Origin of the sequence: Rhizobium quercicola, assembly GCF_021168455.1 — a bacterium.
Taxonomy (GTDB): domain Bacteria; phylum Pseudomonadota; class Alphaproteobacteria; order Rhizobiales; family Rhizobiaceae; genus Ferranicluibacter; species Ferranicluibacter quercicola.
Window position 1 is genome coordinate 178,589 of the sequence record NZ_JAJOZR010000004.1, and the last position, 17,260, is coordinate 195,848.

At 65.5% G+C, this 17,260-nt stretch carries 19 protein-coding genes; 9 read left to right on the forward strand and 10 right to left on the reverse strand.

From position 1 onward, the window contains the following. Window positions 1-7: 7 nt before the first annotated feature. The 6 genes from LRX75_RS07695 to LRX75_RS07720 all read right to left on the reverse strand — a co-directional run bounded on the left by LRX75_RS07695 (window position 8) and on the right by LRX75_RS07720 (window position 6,438). The gene (locus LRX75_RS07695) at window positions 8-469 is read right to left on the reverse strand and encodes a tripartite tricarboxylate transporter TctB family protein (RefSeq protein ID WP_231813236.1); all 462 of its coding nucleotides are present in this window, start codon (window positions 467-469) and stop codon (window positions 8-10) included. 298 nt (window positions 470-767) lie between these two features. After that, window positions 768-1,745, reverse strand: a complete 978-nt coding sequence (locus LRX75_RS07700) for a tripartite tricarboxylate transporter substrate-binding protein (RefSeq protein ID WP_231813238.1) — start codon at window positions 1,743-1,745, stop codon at window positions 768-770. A 203-nt stretch (window positions 1,746-1,948) separates the two neighbouring features. Then, complete coding sequence (locus tag LRX75_RS07705; protein ID WP_231813240.1) at window positions 1,949-3,310, reverse strand: sigma-54-dependent transcriptional regulator; 1,362 nt, start codon at window positions 3,308-3,310, stop codon at window positions 1,949-1,951. Further along, on the reverse strand, window positions 3,307-5,100 hold the full coding sequence (locus LRX75_RS07710; protein WP_269456107.1) for a sensor histidine kinase: 1,794 nt from the start codon (window positions 5,098-5,100) through the stop codon (window positions 3,307-3,309). The genes LRX75_RS07705 and LRX75_RS07710 overlap by 4 nt, the downstream gene beginning before the upstream one ends. A 94-nt stretch (window positions 5,101-5,194) precedes the next feature. Next, window positions 5,195-5,656 (reverse strand): DUF1284 domain-containing protein, encoded by a 462-nt coding sequence (locus tag LRX75_RS07715; protein WP_231813242.1) that lies wholly within the window; start codon window positions 5,654-5,656, stop codon window positions 5,195-5,197. 143 nt (window positions 5,657-5,799) lie between these two features. Beyond that, window positions 5,800-6,438 (reverse strand): outer membrane protein, encoded by a 639-nt coding sequence (locus LRX75_RS07720; protein ID WP_110726423.1) that lies wholly within the window; start codon window positions 6,436-6,438, stop codon window positions 5,800-5,802. A gap of 367 nt (window positions 6,439-6,805) precedes the next feature. On the opposite strand from LRX75_RS07720, the gene LRX75_RS07725 reads away from it, so the two are divergent. Next, window positions 6,806-7,570 (forward strand): SDR family oxidoreductase, encoded by a 765-nt coding sequence (locus LRX75_RS07725; RefSeq protein ID WP_231813244.1) that lies wholly within the window; start codon window positions 6,806-6,808, stop codon window positions 7,568-7,570. Next, the gene (gene uvrC, locus LRX75_RS07730; RefSeq protein ID WP_231813246.1) at window positions 7,567-9,630 is read left to right on the forward strand and encodes an excinuclease ABC subunit UvrC; all 2,064 of its coding nucleotides are present in this window, start codon (window positions 7,567-7,569) and stop codon (window positions 9,628-9,630) included. The genes LRX75_RS07725 and uvrC overlap by 4 nt, the downstream gene beginning before the upstream one ends. Window positions 9,631-9,634: 4 nt before the next feature. On the opposite strand, the gene LRX75_RS07735 is transcribed toward uvrC, so the two are convergent. Further along, window positions 9,635-10,210 carry an acyl-CoA thioesterase gene (locus tag LRX75_RS07735; RefSeq protein ID WP_231813248.1) on the reverse strand — a complete coding sequence of 192 codons (576 nt, stop codon included), beginning with the start codon at window positions 10,208-10,210 and terminating at the stop codon, window positions 9,635-9,637. A gap of 279 nt (window positions 10,211-10,489) precedes the next feature. On the opposite strand from LRX75_RS07735, the gene pgsA reads away from it, so the two are divergent. From pgsA to LRX75_RS07760, 5 genes are all read left to right on the forward strand, one after another. Next, on the forward strand, window positions 10,490-11,080 hold the full coding sequence (gene pgsA, locus LRX75_RS07740) for a CDP-diacylglycerol--glycerol-3-phosphate 3-phosphatidyltransferase (protein WP_113150321.1): 591 nt from the start codon (window positions 10,490-10,492) through the stop codon (window positions 11,078-11,080). Then, window positions 11,077-11,337, forward strand: coding sequence for a molybdopterin converting factor subunit 1 (gene moaD / locus LRX75_RS07745; RefSeq protein WP_231813250.1), 261 nt, complete (start codon window positions 11,077-11,079; stop codon window positions 11,335-11,337). Before pgsA ends, moaD begins: the two co-directional genes overlap by 4 nt. 4 nt (window positions 11,338-11,341) lie before the next feature. After that, window positions 11,342-11,836, forward strand: coding sequence for a molybdenum cofactor biosynthesis protein MoaE (locus LRX75_RS07750; RefSeq protein ID WP_231813252.1), 495 nt, complete (start codon window positions 11,342-11,344; stop codon window positions 11,834-11,836). 134 nt (window positions 11,837-11,970) lie between these two features. Continuing rightward, window positions 11,971-12,297: a hypothetical protein gene (locus tag LRX75_RS07755; RefSeq protein ID WP_231813254.1), complete on the forward strand. Its 327-nt coding sequence runs from the start codon at window positions 11,971-11,973 to the stop codon at window positions 12,295-12,297. Between the two features lie 2 nt (window positions 12,298-12,299). Continuing rightward, window positions 12,300-13,034: a hypothetical protein gene (locus LRX75_RS07760; RefSeq protein ID WP_231813255.1), complete on the forward strand. Its 735-nt coding sequence runs from the start codon at window positions 12,300-12,302 to the stop codon at window positions 13,032-13,034. 96 nt (window positions 13,035-13,130) lie between these two features. On the opposite strand, the gene ndk is transcribed toward LRX75_RS07760, so the two are convergent. Together ndk and LRX75_RS07770 are read right to left on the reverse strand one after the other, a co-directional pair. Then, window positions 13,131-13,553 (reverse strand): nucleoside-diphosphate kinase, encoded by a 423-nt coding sequence (ndk, locus tag LRX75_RS07765; RefSeq protein WP_110732605.1) that lies wholly within the window; start codon window positions 13,551-13,553, stop codon window positions 13,131-13,133. A 126-nt stretch (window positions 13,554-13,679) separates the two neighbouring features. Continuing rightward, window positions 13,680-14,387: a glutathione S-transferase family protein gene (locus tag LRX75_RS07770; protein ID WP_231813257.1), complete on the reverse strand. Its 708-nt coding sequence runs from the start codon at window positions 14,385-14,387 to the stop codon at window positions 13,680-13,682. A gap of 143 nt (window positions 14,388-14,530) precedes the next feature. Here LRX75_RS07770 and LRX75_RS07775 point away from each other — a divergent pair, with 143 nt between their 5' ends. Next, entirely contained in the window at window positions 14,531-15,031 is a 501-nt protein-coding gene (locus LRX75_RS07775; protein WP_231813259.1) for a DinB family protein, read from the forward strand. A 4-nt stretch (window positions 15,032-15,035) separates the two neighbouring features. On the opposite strand, the gene LRX75_RS07780 is transcribed toward LRX75_RS07775, so the two are convergent. Next, complete coding sequence (locus LRX75_RS07780) at window positions 15,036-15,785, reverse strand: class I SAM-dependent methyltransferase (protein ID WP_231813261.1); 750 nt, start codon at window positions 15,783-15,785, stop codon at window positions 15,036-15,038. A gap of 328 nt (window positions 15,786-16,113) precedes the next feature. Between LRX75_RS07780 and LRX75_RS23335 the strand changes: the two genes are divergently transcribed. Further along, on the forward strand, window positions 16,114-17,217 hold the full coding sequence (locus LRX75_RS23335) for a sensor domain-containing diguanylate cyclase (protein WP_231813263.1): 1,104 nt from the start codon (window positions 16,114-16,116) through the stop codon (window positions 17,215-17,217). Window positions 17,218-17,260 lie beyond the last annotated feature (43 nt).

Here is a 17,260-nt window from a genome sequence, read left to right on the forward strand (position 1 = left end):
AAGATCCTTAAAACCGCAGCCAGGGGCCGAAGCGTTCGAAGGGAAGGCCCAGCGCGTAGCTGAAGACGGCGACGGAAAAGAGCGTGATGGCGATCGACAGGATGATCGCGCCGACGAGCTTCATGCGCTGCGACGCGAACGAGGCGATGAAGGCGGCGAGAAACAGCGACGGAACGAAACCGAGGCCCCGGACCGTGAGGCCGAAGACGATGGGCGCGGTGAGAATGAAGAGCATGCCGCGCCAGGCCAGAGGCTCGATCGGCTCGCTCTGCGTGCGGGTCGCCTGAAAGAGGATGACGAGGCCGAGGCTGGTGAGGAACAGCGCGAGGACCAGCGGGAAATAGCCCGGGCCCATGCGAAACGTCGTGCCCAGTTCGAGCGACAGCGACTGCGCCACGAAGAAGAGGCCGAGGGCGATGAACAGAATGCCGCAGAGGGCATTCGTCCGGTCGAGATGAAGTGGTTTCATGATCGTTCCCCAAGAGCCGAAGCGCAGGCTGCCTTGCTGCGTCATACGGTCGTTGATGCTTGTGTTGGCCGGTCGGGGCGCGCGATCAGGCGAGTCCCCGGCTGTCTCCCGGTTGCGGCAGCCCCTCACCCTGGCCTTCTCTCCGCCTGCGGGGGAGAAGATGGGCCTCGCTCGACGCTTGACCGGGAGGCCGCCGCGCATACCCTTCGCCCCGCTTGCGGGGAGAAGGTGCCGGCAGGCGGATGAGGGGCAGCCTGCAAACCGCAGCCGGCCTCCCGGTCCGTCGATGTCGCCTCAATCAGTCGGCGTACTGACCGGCCTTTTCGATGATCGGCTTCCAGCGGGCGATCTCGCCTTCGAGTTTGGCCTTGAGGGCTGCGGGCGTCGCATCGGCCTCCGAAGACGGCTTGGTGCCGAGTTCGGCGAAGCGGGCGGCGACGTTTTCGTCCTTCAGGGCCTTCTGCAGCGCGCCTTCCAGCTTGGCGATGGCTTCCGGCGGCGTGCCCTTGGGCGTGTAGACACCATGCCAGATGCCCACCTCGAAGCCCGGCAGGCCACCTTCGACGGCCGTCGGCAGATCCGGGAAGATGTCGAGGCGCGCCGGCGACGTGACGGCGAAGGCCTTGATCGTGCCGCCCTGGATCTGTTTCGTGGTGTTGGTGGTCTGGTCGCACATGATATCGACCTGGCCACCGAGAAGATCGGTCATGGCCGGGCCGGTACCCTTGTAGGGCACGGTGACGAGCGGCGTCTCGATGGCGCTCATGAACAGCATGCCGCAGAGGTGAGAGGCAGCACCAATGCCGGCATTGGCGACCGTCACGGTATCCTTGTTGGCCTTGGCATAGTCCACGAGGCCCTTGAGATCGGTCGGCTCCAGATCCTTGCGTGCGACGATGGTCATGGGCACTTCGGTGACGAGGCCGACGTAATCGAACGCGTTCAGCGTGTCATAGGCGAGCTTGCGGTAGAGGGTGGCGCTGGTGGCCATGCCGATATGGTGCAGCAGCACGGTGTAGCCATCGGCTTCCGCACTCGCCACGCGACCGGCACCGAGCGTGCCGCCGGCACCGCCGACATTCTCCACGATGACCTGCTGGCCGAGATCCTTCGACATGGATTCGGCGACGAGGCGGGCGACCGTATCCGTCGGGCCGCCGGCGGCGAAGGGCACGACCATGGTGATGGTCCGCTCCGGATACTCCGCCTGTGCGGCGCCGGCAAAAACGGTGGCGGCGAGCGCCGTAGCAGCCAGAAGCGACGAAAAACGCGTCATGATGTCCTCCCGAGACATGATCGACATGCCGACGGGGCTCCTCCTCCGCCGGTCATGGAATTGACGCGAGTGTCCCGTTCGGGCGGAGGTTTACAACCGGTTATTGGCGGCGCCGTGCTGCGGACTGACGGTTTTGCGGTGCATCATGGGTGGAAACGGCCCCTTTGCCCCTGACGATGGGTGGAAACCGACACATGGCTCCGTCAATCCGGTCCATCGTCAAAGGTCGCGCGCTTGTCGAGACCGTATTTCTGCATCTTTTCATAGAGCGTCTTGCGGGAGATTCCGAGTTCTTCGTAGACCGGGCGCAGCGCCCCGCCGTGAGCGGCGAGCGTCCGGGCGATCAGGCCCCGCTCGAAGGCGGCGACGCGGGGCGCGAGCTTGCTCTCCTCGTCGCGATCGTCCGTGACCGGATCGAGGCCACGGGCGTCGAGGCCGAGCACGAGGCGATCGGCGGCGTTGCGCAGCTCGCGGACATTGCCCGGCCAGCGCCGGTGGGCCACCTCCGAGACGATGGCGGGCGGCACATCCATATCCTCGCGACCATAGCGGGCGGACGCCTCGCGCACGAGCTGGAGGAAGAGCAGCGGAATATCGGCCGCGCGCTGGGCAAGCGAGGGCACGTGCAGCGTGACGACGTTCAGGCGGTAGAACAGATCGGCACGGAAGCGGCCGGCCGCCACCTCCGCCTCCAGATCGACCTTGCTGGTGGCGACGAAGCGGACATCGAGCGGCACGATCTCGTTGGAGCCGAGCCGCGTGATCGTGCGCTCCTGCAGGACCCGCAGAAACTTCGCCTGAAGCTCGATCGGCATGGAGCCGATCTCGTCCAGCAGGATCGTGCCGCCGCGGGCATGCTCGAACTTGCCGTAGCGGGCGCGGATCGCCCCCGGAAAGGCGCCGGCCTCGTGGCCGAAGAGCTCGCTCTCGATCAGCGTTTCCGGCAGAGCGGCGCAGTTGATGGCGATGAAGGGGCGGTTGGCCCGCGCGCTGATATCGTGCAGGGCGCGGGCGGCGACCTCCTTTCCGGCACCCGTTTCGCCGATGATCAGCGTATCCGCATCGGTGGCGCCGATGGCGCGCAGGCGGTAGCGCAGATCGACCATCACGGGGGTGCGGCCCGGCATGCGCGCCTCGATGTCGTCGCGCTTGCCGGCGACCGCGCGCAGGCGGCGGTTTTCGAGCACGAGGCCGCGCCTGTCGCGGGCGCGGCGGATGATGCCGGCCAGCGCCTGAACGCTGAAGGGCTTCTCCATGAAATCATAGGCCCCTTCCCGCATCGCCTTGACGGCCAGCTGCACATCGCCATGGCCCGTGACGAGGATGACGGGGATCTCGTGGTCGATCTCGCGGATGCGCTGCAGCAGCGTCATGCCGTCCATGCCGCGCATGCGGATATCGCTGACGACGACACCGGCAAAGCCGTAGCCGACGCGGGCGAGCACGTCCTCGGCGGCGGCGAAGGTCTCGACGGTCAGGTCCTGAAGCTCGAGCGCCTGCGCCGTCGAGCGACGCAGCTCCTCTTCGTCATCGACCAGAAGAACGGTTGCCGCTTCGCTCGTCATTCCGCCGCCTCGGACAGGCTGTCCATGCGGTCGAGGTCGATGCGGAACATCGCGCCGCCCCCGGGGTGATCCTCCACGGAAAGACGGCCACCGAAATCCTTGACGATGTTGTAGGAAATAGACAGCCCGAGGCCGAGCCCCTTGCCCACGCCCTTGGTGGTGAAGAACGGATCGAAGATGCGCTCGGCGATCGCCTTGGGAATGCCCGCTCCGGCGTCGCGGATGGTGATCGCCACGCGGTCGCCCGTCGTCGTCGCGGTGACGTGAATCCGCCGGTCCTCCAGGCCCTCTACCGCATCGGCAGCGTTGGAGATGATATTGACCAGCACCTGCTGCAGCCGCACGGAACCGGCCCGCACCAGCGGCGCGGGCTCGCCGAGCGCCACGACCAGCTCGGCATCGGCCGAGGCAAGGCGGGTCGAGACGATCTCCAGCGTGTCGCGCAGCACGTCGTCCAGCGCCACAGGCCCCAGTTTCTCGTTCGGCTTGCGGGCGAAGTTGCGCAGGTGACGGCTGATGGAGGCCATGCGGTCGATGAGGTTGGAAATGCGCCGCAGATTGTCCTTGGCCTCGTCGATCCGGTCCCGCTCGATCAGCAGCGAGGCGCTGTCGGCATAGGTCTTGGCGGCGGCGAGCGGCTGGTTGAACTCGTGCGACAGGGCGGCCGACATCTGTCCGAGACCGGCGAGCTTGCCGGCCTGCACGAGATCGGCCTGCGTGCTGCGCAGCCGGGCGTTGAGGTCGGCAAGGTCGGCCGTGCGCTCCTCGACGCGCCGTTCGAGTTCGGCCTTCGCCTCGATCTGCATCTGCATGCGCTCGTTGCGGCGGGCATGCCGCTGGAGAAGGACGGCGAGACTGAGGCCGGCAAGGCAGAGGAACAGGAACACGGCGGCCACCGCGACGCGGGTCTGCGCGCGCACCCAGCTCATGTCCATCAGCACCCGAACGGTCCAGTCGGCATCGCTGACATATTCGGACAGGACGAGATAATCCCGCATGACGCCGCGCGTGGGGATCGCCATCAAGGTCTGGTCGCCGACGCGCGACCTGACGACGCCGAGGTCCCGGAGATCGGCTTCGGCATAGCGCCGCGACGCTTCGGTGCGGCGGAGGCGCTCGGGCGTCAGCGGCAGCGTGCTGGCGAAGAGCCATTCCGGATTGCTGGTCATGAAGATCACGCCTTCCGGATCGGACACGAAGATCTCGTATTCGCCGCCCCGCCAGGACGCCTCGATCATGTCGATATCGACCTTGAAGACGATGACGCCCGCGACCTTGCCGTCGATGTCGATCGGTGCCGCGAAGAAATAGCCGCGCTTGAAGGACGTCGTGCCGCGGGCATAGAAGCGCGAGCGCTTGCCCTCCGCCGCCTGACGGAAATAGGGGCGGTAGCTGAAATTCTCCCCGACGAAGCTCGTCGCCCGGTCGTAATTGCTGGCCGCGATGGTCTCGCCGTCGCGGGTCATGACATAGATGTCGGAGGAGCGCAGGAGACCGTTGATCTCCTTCAGATAGTGATTGGCGCTGTCGCGCAGGGTCTGATCGTTCGGGCTCGACACCAGCCGTCGGATATCGTCGTGGTCGGCAATCAGCGCCGGCAACGCCTCGTAGCGCCGCAGATGGCCCGACAAGGCCGCGACCGCGAGGCGCAGAGCCGTTCCCGCCTGCAGCGACGCTTCCGCCATGAAGCGGCGACTGGCATAGGCGTTGCCCCAGACGGCAAGGCCTGTGGCGGCGATGACGACCAGCACCACCGGCACGACCAGACTGCGGCGCAGGCTCCTCAGCATCTCCTCGCATTCCTCCCCAACACATCCCCCCTTGCCGTGCGTGCCGTCCGGTCCCCGCACTCTCCTCGCCGAGCCATGGACGTACAGAGACAGCCTATAGAGAAGGGACTTGCTTTCCAAGGTCTTGCGGATCGGCCGGTGCCACGCGCACCGCGCGAAAGCCGTCGCCTGCGATGCCGTCGCAGAGGCCCGACCATTCGCAGCCCGCACAGGCCGCCCGAATGCTGCCGGCGGCAAAGTGGGTCCGCAGCAGCGCGATCCGGGCTGCATCGATGACGAGATCCACGCCGGCGTGGATCTCGCAGCCCAGCAGTGCCGCGACGTCCGCTGCGGCGCGACGGTCGCGGGCGGCCACGCTGTCGTTGAAGCAATGCGGGTTCGGCGTCTCCAGCAGCGGTCGACAGATATCGTCTGGCCCATCCACCACGGCGAGCGCTTCGCCGGCACTGATCCGCGCGGCGATGGCATCGTAGTTGCGAACGAAGGCGGGGCTGTAGCCCTTGCCGATATAGGTCAGCATGCAGAGGAGATGATGCGGGCGCAGGCGGATGGTCATCGGGCAGCGGGTCCCCGTGGGAAGGTCTGACGTCGCATCGCCTGGAGACGCGCAACGGAACGCGCATACGAAAAAACCGCCTGCAGCGGAAGCTGCAAGCGGTTTCTCATGTCCGAATTCGACCTCTCGGTCTTATCCGCCGATCAGAACTTCACGCCCATACCAACCTTGACGCTGTGTTCGTCATAGCCGGAGGAGAAGTTGCGGCCGGGAACGCTGAAGCTTTCCTTGCCGTAGTCGGTGTAGCGGTATTCGACGCGGGCCGTGACGTTGTCGGTGACGAAGGCTTCGGCACCGGCACCGGCCGTCCAGCCGATCGCCGTGTTCTTGTCGGAACCGCCGAGCTGGCGGGCCTTCAGGCTCGACGCAGCCACACCGGCCGTACCGTAGAGCAGAACCGGGTTGACGTCGTAACCGACGCGGCCGCGGAGCGAGCCGTTGACGCCCTGTTCCATGCTGCGGCCCGGACGGCTCGCATCGTTGTCGCCATAGTTGATGTCGGCTTCAGCGCCGTACACGATCTGGCCTTCCTGCATGTTGTAGCCGCCGTATAGACCGCCGCCGAAGCCGGCTGCGCTGTTGTCGCCGGTGCCCTTGAACTTGCCATGGCCCCAGTTGGCGGTACCACCGACGTAAGCGCCGGCCCAGTTCTTGACGGCCGGAGCCGTGTAATCGGCAGCCGGTGCGGCGGGCACTTCGTCGATGGCGTCCGCTGCGTTGACAGCCGAGAACGCGACGAGAGAGATGGCCGAAGCCATGAGAGTGGTGACGAGAGTACGCATACTAAATCTCCTTATCAGACCGGCGCTGGACCGATTTCCTGCTATCCGATGCGGCGCCGGTAATTTCGTTCAACCCCGCTCGGTTGAGATGAAATTGATGTCCAAATGCGGATTTCCAAGAGCCGAATTGTGAAATGATTGAGGCAGAGACATGGCTGAAAAACGATGTTGTTTCAATGCAACAGGCGTTTGATTAACCATGCTCGCACTATACTGCCATCTCACCTTTGTTCCCTTGCCTTTTCATCAATTCAGCGCTTTCTCGTTCACTTTGCATTAACGGATGATCCGGCGATTTTGCCGTGCGTACGCTGTCCTTTTATGATCTTGCTCCGGCGACGATCAGAATCGTGAAGGACGAACGGGCGTGAGACATCTTCTGAAAACGGCATTGGTGACAGGCGGAGCCAAGCGGATCGGCCGCGCGATCGTCGAGGATCTGGCGCGTCACGGCTTTGCCGTCGCCATCCATGCCAATGGATCGCTCGAGGCGGCGCATGCGCTCTGCGCCGGGCTCACGGCGGAAGGCGCCACGGCTGCGGTCGTTCAGGCGGACCTCTCCCATGCGGCGGATCTCGGCCGGCTGGTGCGCGAGGCGTCGGACGCCATCGGGCCGCTCGGCCTCCTCGTCAACAATGCCTCGGTCTTCGCCAAGGACAGCCTCGATGCGTTCGACGAAACCGTCTGGGACCGGCACTTCGCCCTGCACGTCAAAGCGCCCTCGGTCCTTGCCGGCCATTTCGCCGCGCAGCTGCCGGCGGATGCGACGGGCCTGATCGTCAACATGATCGACCAGCGCGTCTGGTCTCCAAACCCGCGATTTTATTCCTATATGCTCTCGAAGTCGGCGCTGCTGACGGCGACGGTGACGATGGCGCAATCGCTGGCGCCGGCGATCCGGGTGAACGGTATCGGGCCGGGCCCGACCCTGCCGAACGACCGGCAGAACCAGGCGGACTTCGAGGCTCAGGTGGATTCGCTGATCCTGAAGGTCGGCCCTGGACTTGGGGATTTCGGGCGCACCATTCGCTATATGTTCGACACGCCGTCGATGACCGGGCAAATGATTGCGCTGGACGGCGGCCAGCATCTGGCGTGGCAGACGCCGGATCAAATGGAGATCGTGGAATGAACGGACGGACGCCGCAGGATGGCGGCATCTTGTACGACGAGACGGTGAACGACGACGACGAGGATACGATCGAGACGGTCGAGGCCCCGTCGCCGGTGGTCGATATCGACTGGGCGGAAACGGCCGCCGTTCCCGATGGCCTGCGCGGTGCGGAGCTGATCCAGGCCTTCGTCAAGCTCCTGCCCAACAGCCCCGGCGTCTACCGGATGTTCAACGAGGCGGGCGATGTTCTCTATGTCGGCAAGGCGCGCAGCCTGAAGAAGCGTGTCAGCAATTATGCTCAGGGGCGCGGCCATTCCAACCGCATCGCGCAGATGATCCGCCAGACGGCGAACATGGAATTCGTGACGACGCGCACGGAGATCGAGGCGCTGCTGCTCGAAGCGAACCTGATCAAACGGCTGCGGCCGCGCTACAACGTGCTTCTGCGCGACGACAAGTCGTTTCCCTATATTCTGGTGACCGGCGACTCCCGGGCGCCCGCGCTCTACAAGCATCGGGGCGCGCGCAGCCGCAAGGGCCAGTTCTTCGGCCCCTTCGCCTCGGCGGGTGCCGTCGGGCGCACCATCAATTCGCTGCAGCGTGCCTTTCTGTTGCGCACCTGCACGGACAGCGTCTTCGAAAGCCGGACGCGTCCCTGCCTGCTGCATCAGATCAAGCGGTGCGCGGGCCCCTGCACGCGCGAGATCAGCGACGACGACTATGCGGAGCTGGTCACCGAAGCCAAGGACTTCCTGTCGGGCAAGAGCCAGGCCGTCAAGGCGACGATCGCCTCTGCCATGAGCGAGGCGTCCGACAATCTCGACTTCGAACGGGCTGCGCTTTACCGCGACCGGCTGGCGGCGCTGTCGCATGTGCAGAGCCACCAGGGCATCAACCCTTCGGGCGTGGAAGAGGCCGACGTCTTCGCCATCCACCACGAGGGCGGGGTCTCCTGCATCCAGGTGTTCTTCTTCCGCACCGGGCAGAACTGGGGCAATCGCGCCTATTTCCCCAAGGCCGACCCTTCGCTTGCCCCGGCCGAAGTGCTGGCGGCGTTCCTCGCGCAGTTCTACGACGACAAGCCCTGCCCGAAGCAGATCCTGCTCTGCGAGACGGTGCTGGAGCAGGATCTTCTCGCCCAGGCGCTGTCGGAAAAATCCGGCTTCAAGGTGACGATCCTTGCACCGCAGCGCGGCGAGAAGAAGGATCTCGTCGACCATGCCATGACCAATGCGCGCGAGGCCCATGGCCGGAAGCTGGCGGAAACCGCCTCGCAGGGCCGCCTCTTGGAGGGGTTCATGCAGACCTTCAAGCTGGACCGCGTGCCCCGGCGCATCGAGATCTACGACAACTCCCACATCATGGGCACCAATGCCGTCGGCGGCATGGTGGTCGCGGGGCCGGAAGGTTTCGTGAAGGGGCAGTATCGCAAGTTCAACATCAAATCGACCGACATCACGCCGGGCGACGACTTCGGCATGATGCGCGAGGTGATGACGCGGCGCTTTTCGCGCCTCCTGAAGGAGGAAGGCAAGCCGGACCGGAGCGTCGAGCCCGGCGAGGATGCGGGCTTCCCCGCCTGGCCGGACGTGATCCTGATCGACGGCGGACAAGGGCAGATGACGGCGGTTCGGGCCATCCTGAAGGAGCTCGATATCGAGGACTGCGTCATCGCGATCGGCGTCGCCAAAGGCGTGGACCGGGAAGCCGGTCGCGAACGGTTCTTCCCGCCGGTGTCAACGCAGGGCGGTCTGACGGTCGGGCGGGACGGCTTTACCCTCGCCCCGCGCGACCCCGTTCTCTACTTCATCCAGCGGATGCGGGACGAGGCACACCGCTTCGCCATCGGCAGCCACCGGGCGCGGCGCAAGCGCGAGATGGTGAAGAACCCGCTCGACGAGATCGCCGGCATCGGCCCGACGCGCAAGCGGGCCCTGCTTCACCATTTCGGCACCGCGAAAGCGGTCTCACGCGCCGGCATGAACGACCTCGTCGCCGTCGAGGGCATATCGGAGGCCGTGGCGAAGCTGGTCTACGACCATTTCCACGAGGACGGCACGGCCGCGTCGCGCGGCTGACCGATCAGCCCGCGCCATCCTCGCCGCCGGCGCGACAGTCGTCTTCGCCGGCCGCGTGGCCGCGATCTTCGCTCGCGGCGTGGCCGCGATCTTCGCTCGCAGCGTGAAACCGGGCCTCGAACTCGCGGCGGAGCGTGCGGCGGATGTCGGCGGCCTTCTGCCGGCGCCGGGCCATGTCCGTCTTCGGCACCACGGCGGGAATGACGGTCGGGCGGCCCTCGTCATCCACGGCGACCATGGTGAAGTAGCAGGAATTGGTGTGGCGGCGGACGCCGGAGCGGATATCCTCGGCCTCGACGCGAATGCCGACCTCCATGGAGGTGCGACCGGTCTGGTTGACCGAGGCACGAAAGGTCACCAGCTCGCCGACGAGAATCGGCTGGCGAAACACGACCTGATCGACCGACAAGGTCACCGCATAGCGCTGCGAATAGCGCGAAGCACAGGAGAAGGCGACGCGGTCGAGAAGATTGAGCAGCGCACCGCCATGGACCTTGCCGGAAAAATTGGCCATGTCGGGCGTCATCAGCACGACCATCTCCAGTTCCCCCGCTTCATGCGTCGCCTGCGTCCCGTCCATCCTGCTTCCTTTCATCCCGTGCCCCGATCGCGTGAACACTACAGCGCCCGCCGGCTTTCGCAACGCGTCCTGCGCGTATAAGCTCGGCGTCATGCCCGCGTCACCTTTTCGGGGGAAAGGTCGCAGATCAGGGCGGGCATGTCGCGGCGGTTCACGGCCCGTTCAGAGGAATTCCGCCACAATTGCCGCTCATTCATCAAAAACCGGTTGACCTCCGGGTCACGACGTCTTTCATCCCGCCTGTACGAATTGCGTACCCAGTCCAGAGACCGAGTTGACATGCGAACCGTGCCCGTCGCCTACAATATTCCCAATCTCCTCACCTACGGGCGCATTCTCGCGGTTCCGCTGATCGTCCTGTGCTTCTTCATCGAGGGCAAGCTGCAAAGCTCCGACTTCGCCCGCTGGACGGCGCTCGGCCTGTTCGCGGTGGCCTCCATCACGGACTTCTTCGACGGATATCTCGCGCGCATCTGGAAGCAGACCTCCAATATCGGCCGCATGCTCGACCCGATCGCCGACAAGCTGCTGGTCGCCTCCGTGCTTCTGCTGGTGGCCGCCGACGGCACCATCGCCGGCTGGTCGATCTGGGCCGCGATCATCATTCTCTGCCGCGAAATCCTCGTCTCGGGCCTGCGCGAATATCTGGCAGCGCTGAAGGTCAGCGTCCCCGTGACGCGGATCGCCAAGTGGAAGACGACGATCCAGATGGTGGCCATCGCCCTGCTGCTGGCCGGCCCTGCCGGCGACAAGGTCCTGCCCTACACGACCGAGACCGGCATCGTCATGCTGTGGCTCGCCGCCGCCATCACCCTCTACACAGGCTACGACTATTTCCGCGCCGGCCTGAAGCATCTGGTGGCGGAATGAGGGAGGTCCGGCTCGTCTATTTCGCCTGGGTGCGCGAGCGCATCGGCGTGGGCGACGAGATCGTCTCCCTGCCCGACACGGTCGTGACCGCCGGGGATCTGATCGCGTTCCTCAAGACCCGCGGCGAGGACTATGCCGCGGCGCTGGAGCACGAGAACGTCATTCGCGTCGCCATCGACCAGGAGCATGTGGAGCACGACGAAGCGCTCGGCTCGGCCCGCGAGATCGCCCTCTTCCCGCCGATGACCGGCGGCTGACGGGATGGCATCGGCTCCCGCCCCCCTGTCCGCGCCGGCGCCCGTCACCGTTCGGGTGCAGGCCGAGGATTTCGACACGGCGGCCGAGATCGAGGCGCTGTCGGCCGGACGCACCGACATCGGCGCGGTCGTCACCTTCTCCGGGCTCTGCCGGGAGGAGAAAGGCGCGTTGTCGGCACTGGAGCTGGAGCACTACCCCGGCATGGCGGAAGCCGAAATCCGGCGGATCTGCGACGAGGCCATCACACGCTTCGACCTTCAGGGCGCCACCGCCATCCACCGCTTCGGCCGCATCGACCCCGGCGACCGCATCGTCCTCGTCATCGCAGCCTCCACCCACCGCCAAGCGGCCTTCGACGGCGCATCCTTCATCATGGACTACCTGAAGACCGCGGCGCCTTTCTGGAAGAAGGAGCACCTGAAGGACGGAACAGCTCGCGGCTGGGTCTCTGCGAAGGATGCAGACGACACGGCGCGGGACCGGTGGACGCAAGGCTGATATCGCCGCCACGACGGCCGTAAATCGGGCCGCTGCATTTTCCATGCGATACGTGACCGGACACCACCCATCACTCTTTTCCCGTGTATTTCGGGTTGGTAGGCAACCAAAAATGCCTGTGCTTATATCAGCGCATGCCCAAGATCGAAGCTCTCCTCGCCGTTCTTCTCTTCCTGCCATGCGCTGAGCTTTACGCGCAGGATGCGCCTCCAGATATGGGCGCGATCATTCTGGAGCGGCGCTACAGCGCGCCGGTCTTCCAGCCGCCTCCCAACCTCGGCTTCGGCGGCAACACTTTCGATCAGATCACTGTCCCACGACCGGGCGGCCCTATGAAAGCGCTGGATACAACGCTGCCCGCGGTGCCCTTGCCGCTCCGACCCGCATGCAACGCCGTCCCGGACTGGTGTTCTGCCGTGTCCGACCCGCTGAAATATGCCTCCTGCATCTGCGGACAATGATCATGCGCCGTCTCAACCTGCTCCTCGTCGTGATCGCCGGTCTCATGCTGAACACCCTGCCAGGACGCGCCCAGTCGCCACAACCACAAGCGGACCTTGCGGCGCTGCAGACGCTGTCGGAGGAAAAAGATCGGGTGATTGCAGATCTCTCCCAGCAGCTTCGCACGTTGCGCAGCCTCTCGGATACCGACAGATCCACGATCAACGATGCGAGCACACGGGCGCTGGCGAGCTATTACGAAGGTTTGATCTCGGTCAACGACAATGGCAACAGGTTGCGGCTGCACCAGCAGGCCGTTTTCGCCTGGCAGCTCCTCGCCGCCAACGTTCTGCTGGGTGTGGTCGTTCTCGTCTCGGTATCCGGCGTCCTGTTTGCCGGTTACGAAATGATCGTCTCCCGCCGGCTGATCGCAGGGAATGCTGCCGCTGCTACCGGCACGGTCACGCAGGGTGTCGTTGCCCCGGAGGCTGCCGATCCCCCTGCACCGGCCCCCGACCCAGGCGCGGCCTCGCCATTAGGTGCGACGACAATCGTCCTGGAGCCGACCAAAATCCACATCACCTCCGCCGTCATCGGCATCGTCATTCTCACGCTTTCGCTCGGCTTCCTCTACCTGTTCCTCAGGGAAGTCTACGCGATCAACGTCATCGACATTACCGACCGTGGCGTCCCCCACGTGATCTCGACGAAGAACCCCGGAACGGCATCCGAGGCAACGCCGCCACCCACCCCCTGATCAATCCGCATCGTCGCGCGCCGCCGATAACTACAACGCAAAAGGCCGAGGCATCGCTGCCTCGGCCTTTCGATATTCCAGATCGTTCGATCGCTATCAGCCGACGATTTCGGTGGCCGAGAACCAGTACTTGATTTCTTCAGCAGCGGTTTCCGGGGCGTCGGAGCCGTGGACGGAGTTTTCGCCGATCGACAGGGCATGCGTCTTGCGGATCGTGCCTTCATCGGCATTGGCCGGGTTGGTCGCGCCCATGATTTCGCGGTTCTTCAGGATGGCGTTCTCGCCTTCCAGAACCTGAACGATGGTCGGGCCGGAGGTCATGCCTTCGACCAGTTCGCCGAAGAAGGGGCGTTCCTTGTGAACGGCGTAAAAGCCTTCGGCTTCGCGCTGGCTCATCCACACGCGCTTGGAGGCGACGACGCGCAGGCCGGCGTCTTCGATCATCTTGGTGATCGCACCGGTCAGGTTGCGCTTCGTTGCGTCCGGCTTGATCATCGAAAAGGTGCGTTCAATCGCCATGGTGTCAAATCCCTAGGAGTTGCGTGTCGTTTGGACGGTTCCTTAGCGAGCCGCCGCGTGCAAGACAAGGGGAATGGCGCCGTGCCGCCGTATTTCGGAAGCGGCTGTGCGAAGAGCCGCCGCGCGTCAGGCAGCCTCGGAGAGACCGGCGGGCGCGATCGCACGGCCGAGACCGTCGTGGAGATCGAGGCAGCGCTCGAACCATTCGGAGACGGCATCGCCCGGCTCGAGAAGCGGCTGCGGCGACATGATGCGGGCCCATTGCAGCGCCCCAAAGACGATGTAGTCCGCAAACAGCGGCGTTTCGCCGCCGATGAACGGCTGCTTCTTCAGCATGTAGCGCAGCGGCAAGAGCTTGTCGGCGAAGGCCGCGCGCTCCGCCGGTGCCGCGGCCACGACCTCTTCGAGCGTCTTTCCGAAGGCCGCCTCGCGGCTCTTGCGGAAATAGGCGCGGTCCTCGGGCGCGAGACGATCGTGGATATCGACAAGGATGATGCGGACGATGGCCGGATGCAGCACCGTCTGCGAGAACGCCTCGACGAACCGCGCCGTCGCCTGGCCGCCCTCCCCGGCAAACAGCGTCGGACGATCCGGATAGGCCGCATCCAGATGCCGGGCGATGGCGAAGCTGTCGACGACGGCCCGCTCGCCATCGACAAGATACGGCACCATCTTCGTCGCGCCGCCTTCCACCTTCGGAATTTCGGTGAAGGCCAGCGGTACGAAGCGGCAGTCGAGCCCCTTATGGGCCAGCGCCATCACGATTTTCCAGACATGCGGCGAAAACGGCCGCTCCCGATCTTCGCCACACAGGCCATACAGCGTTCTCGTCATCGCAGGTCTCCGCAAATGTTCACCGTCGGGCCATGTGAGCGCGGACGGCGGACGAAAGCAAATCAGCAAATTTCATGGATGCCATCATGCCCATTGAACCCCGGGCAGGGTAGGATCCGGTTTTCCGACGCGCAGGAGCCGCGATGATCGACCATTTCCGCATGTTCGCCGCCTATAACGGCTGGGCCAACGACCGCATCTATGCCGCCGCCGAGGTGCTGGGCGACGAGGGGCGCAGACGGCCAACCGGCGCCGCCTTCGGCACCCTGCATGCGACGCTGAACCATCTGCTCGCCACAGACCGGATCTGGATGAAACGCTTCACGGGCAAGGGCGAGGCACCGGGCACGCTCGACGCCATCCTGTACGAGGATTTCACCGAGCTGCGGGCCGCGCGTGTCGCGGAGGACCGGCGGCTTGCGGCCTGGATCGACGGCCTCGGCCCGGACGATCTGGCCGGCGTCTTTACCTACACGCCGATCAGCATTCCCAAGCCGATCACGCAGGCGCTCAGCCCCTGCCTCACCCACCTCTTCAACCACCAGACCCATCATCGCGGCCAGTGTCACATGATCCTGACCAGCCTGGGGCAGCCGAGCGTGGTGCTGGATCTGGTGTTCTTCCTGCGCAGCCGCGCCGCCTGAGGCGTCAGAGCGTGTAGATGTGCAGCTGCGTGCGGCGGCCGTCGTCGACGTCGAGGATGCGGTCGGCGGCGCGGCCGGGGACGGTGAAGCTGTTGCTGACGAAGAGCGCGCCCGGGCGCATCTCGCGCCGCGCCTTCTCGAAGAGGCGCGCCATGGGGACGGGCGAGAGGAAGCAATAGACCACGTCATAGCTGCCGAGCTCCGCATCCCACAGGCTGCGATAGGCGATGCGGGCATTGGGCAGGCGGCTGAGGGCGATGCGCAGCTTCGACGCGGCCACCACCAGCGGCGCGGTTTCCAGGCCGCTGACCGCGACGCCGGGATGAGCGCGGGCGAGGAAGGTCACGACGCCGCCCATGCCGCTGCCGAGATCGACCACGCTTTTCGCTCCCGTGGCGGCGACGAGATCGGCGAGCGCCTGCCAGGTCCGCCGGTTGGTGAGGTAGAGCGGCACCTGCTCGGAAGCGCTGTTCCAGTAGACCAGCGCGCAGAGCACGAAGGCCACGAGATAGGCCCAGGCGGGCACCGCATCGCCATAGACCACCGCGACGGGCAGCAGGAACTGGACCACCAGCCAGATGCGCGGCATGCGCAGCAGAAACCCGAGGCCGGCCGCTGCCGCACCCTGCCCCAGCAGAACGGGAAGCGTGCCCGGCGTGATCCAGCGCGACAGAAAGAGCACGGCGACGAGGACGAGCGCCTGGCAGGCGAGGACCTTGATCCAGGGAAGAAGCTGGTTGCGCAGGACGCTCATGGCCGACATTCCGTTTCATCTCGAGCGGCGCTCGTCCCGTTCGAGCGCACCGGGGTGCCGCGCCTGATTCGCAGGTGGGGCGCCCGGCAAAGCTATGGCAGGATTCTCTCATGCACGAGCGACAAAAGGCGCGAATGCCGTTTGCGATCGCATGTGAAGAGAGGTCTTGAGACGGCGACGTCCGTCCGCGTGCTCACATCGGCGTCAAAGGGGCCGCATCGCCTGCGAAGTGTGCTGACAGAACGGGCGGAGATGTTTACGTAAGCTTCTCGGGATATAGTGCCGGGAACGACCGGCAATCATGGGCATGCGCGGAATGGGTAGACAGGTGGCAACGAGAGAACAGGTCGGGCGGAGCGTCACGGCAACGCGGCCCGACAGGCATGTCGCGGAACAGGCCCATGGCGTGGTGCAGCGGGTGGCGCAGGCCATGGCGCATCTCGGCGTGCAGCCCTTGCCGCGCAATTACGAGCTGTTCTACGAGGCATTTTCCGGCGGGCCCTCCGGCCTCAGCCGCGATCTCGCAGCCCTGGGCGCTGCCCCCTCACAAGAGGCGCTCGATGCGATCGGCCTGCGGCGCAAGCTGCCGGGGCATATGGGTCAGGCGCTGGGGCAGGCCCAGCAGGCCGCCATCGAGGCGATCCAGACCCTGACGACGGCGATCTCGGGGGACAGTCGTCCGAAGGCGGAGGCTTTCGACACGCTCGATGCCTTCCTGCACAGGCTCGATGCGGACCCCGTCATGTCGATGTCGGACTTTGCCGAGGAGGCGCGTGCCCTGCGCCAGACGCTGACCCAGATGCGCAAGCGCGAGAAGCGGCTGGCGGAGACGCTGGAAACCACGGTTGCGGCGCTTGGCGACGCACAGGGACGGATCGTCGCGGACCAGCGGGCCGTCCTTCGCGACGCACTGACGGGACTGCCGAACGGCCCTGCCCTGTCGATGAAGATCGCGGGCCTGTTCGACGAGGGCGACGTGACGACGAAGCCGGCCGCGCTGGTTCTGGTCATTGTGGAGCGGCTGAAGACGCTTGCCGAGCGGCACGGGCCGGAAACGGGCGAGAAGGCCGTGAAGAAATGTGCCGCGATCTTCCGCAAGTCGGTGAAGAAGAGCGATGTCGTGGCGCGCATCGGCTATGACGCCTTCGCCTTCCTGCTCCACGATGTGAGCGAGCAGAACGCCCAGGGCATCGCAACCCGTATCCGCGATGCCGTGCAGTCGCTGCAGATCCGTCTTGCCAGCCGCGACTTCACCACCGAAGCGCTGTCGCTTTCGGCCGGCATCGCGACGACGGCCACCGTCAACGGGCCGCAGGATCTGATGCATCATGCCGAAATGGCGCTGACCGTGGTGCGCGCGGACGGGCGGCAGGGCATCCTGCGCTGCACGCCGATGATGTGCGCGCAGATCGCCGGGCTGCAACGGGCGTAACGGCGGCACGCGCATGCGGCGGCTTCTCTTGCCTTCCGGCCCT

Excerpts from the sequence above, each read along its gene's own strand:
- LRX75_RS07715 (WP_231813242.1), bottom strand. The coding sequence starts at position 5,656 with ATGACCATCCGCCTGCGCCCGCATCATCTCCTCTGCATGCTGACCTAT.
- uvrC (WP_231813246.1), top strand. The coding sequence starts at position 7,567 with ATGAACGGACGGACGCCGCAGGATGGCGGCATCTTGTACGACGAGACG.
- LRX75_RS07720 (WP_110726423.1), bottom strand. The coding sequence starts at position 6,438 with ATGCGTACTCTCGTCACCACTCTCATGGCTTCGGCCATCTCTCTCGTC.
- LRX75_RS07700 (WP_231813238.1), bottom strand. The coding sequence starts at position 1,745 with ATGACGCGTTTTTCGTCGCTTCTGGCTGCTACGGCGCTCGCCGCCACC.
- LRX75_RS07710 (WP_269456107.1), bottom strand. The coding sequence starts at position 5,100 with ATGCTGAGGAGCCTGCGCCGCAGTCTGGTCGTGCCGGTGGTGCTGGTC.
- LRX75_RS07770 (WP_231813257.1), bottom strand. The coding sequence starts at position 14,387 with ATGACGAGAACGCTGTATGGCCTGTGTGGCGAAGATCGGGAGCGGCCG.
- LRX75_RS07705 (WP_231813240.1), bottom strand. The coding sequence starts at position 3,310 with ATGACGAGCGAAGCGGCAACCGTTCTTCTGGTCGATGACGAAGAGGAG.
- pgsA (WP_113150321.1), top strand. The coding sequence starts at position 10,490 with ATGCGAACCGTGCCCGTCGCCTACAATATTCCCAATCTCCTCACCTAC.
- LRX75_RS07755 (WP_231813254.1), top strand. The coding sequence starts at position 11,971 with ATGCCCAAGATCGAAGCTCTCCTCGCCGTTCTTCTCTTCCTGCCATGC.
- LRX75_RS07780 (WP_231813261.1), bottom strand. The coding sequence starts at position 15,785 with ATGAGCGTCCTGCGCAACCAGCTTCTTCCCTGGATCAAGGTCCTCGCC.
- ndk (WP_110732605.1), bottom strand. The coding sequence starts at position 13,553 with ATGGCGATTGAACGCACCTTTTCGATGATCAAGCCGGACGCAACGAAG.
- LRX75_RS07760 (WP_231813255.1), top strand. The coding sequence starts at position 12,300 with ATGCGCCGTCTCAACCTGCTCCTCGTCGTGATCGCCGGTCTCATGCTG.
- LRX75_RS07695 (WP_231813236.1), bottom strand. The coding sequence starts at position 469 with ATGAAACCACTTCATCTCGACCGGACGAATGCCCTCTGCGGCATTCTG.
- LRX75_RS07735 (WP_231813248.1), bottom strand. The coding sequence starts at position 10,210 with ATGGACGGGACGCAGGCGACGCATGAAGCGGGGGAACTGGAGATGGTC.
- LRX75_RS07750 (WP_231813252.1), top strand. The coding sequence starts at position 11,342 with ATGGCATCGGCTCCCGCCCCCCTGTCCGCGCCGGCGCCCGTCACCGTT.
- moaD (WP_231813250.1), top strand. The coding sequence starts at position 11,077 with ATGAGGGAGGTCCGGCTCGTCTATTTCGCCTGGGTGCGCGAGCGCATC.
- LRX75_RS07775 (WP_231813259.1), top strand. The coding sequence starts at position 14,531 with ATGATCGACCATTTCCGCATGTTCGCCGCCTATAACGGCTGGGCCAAC.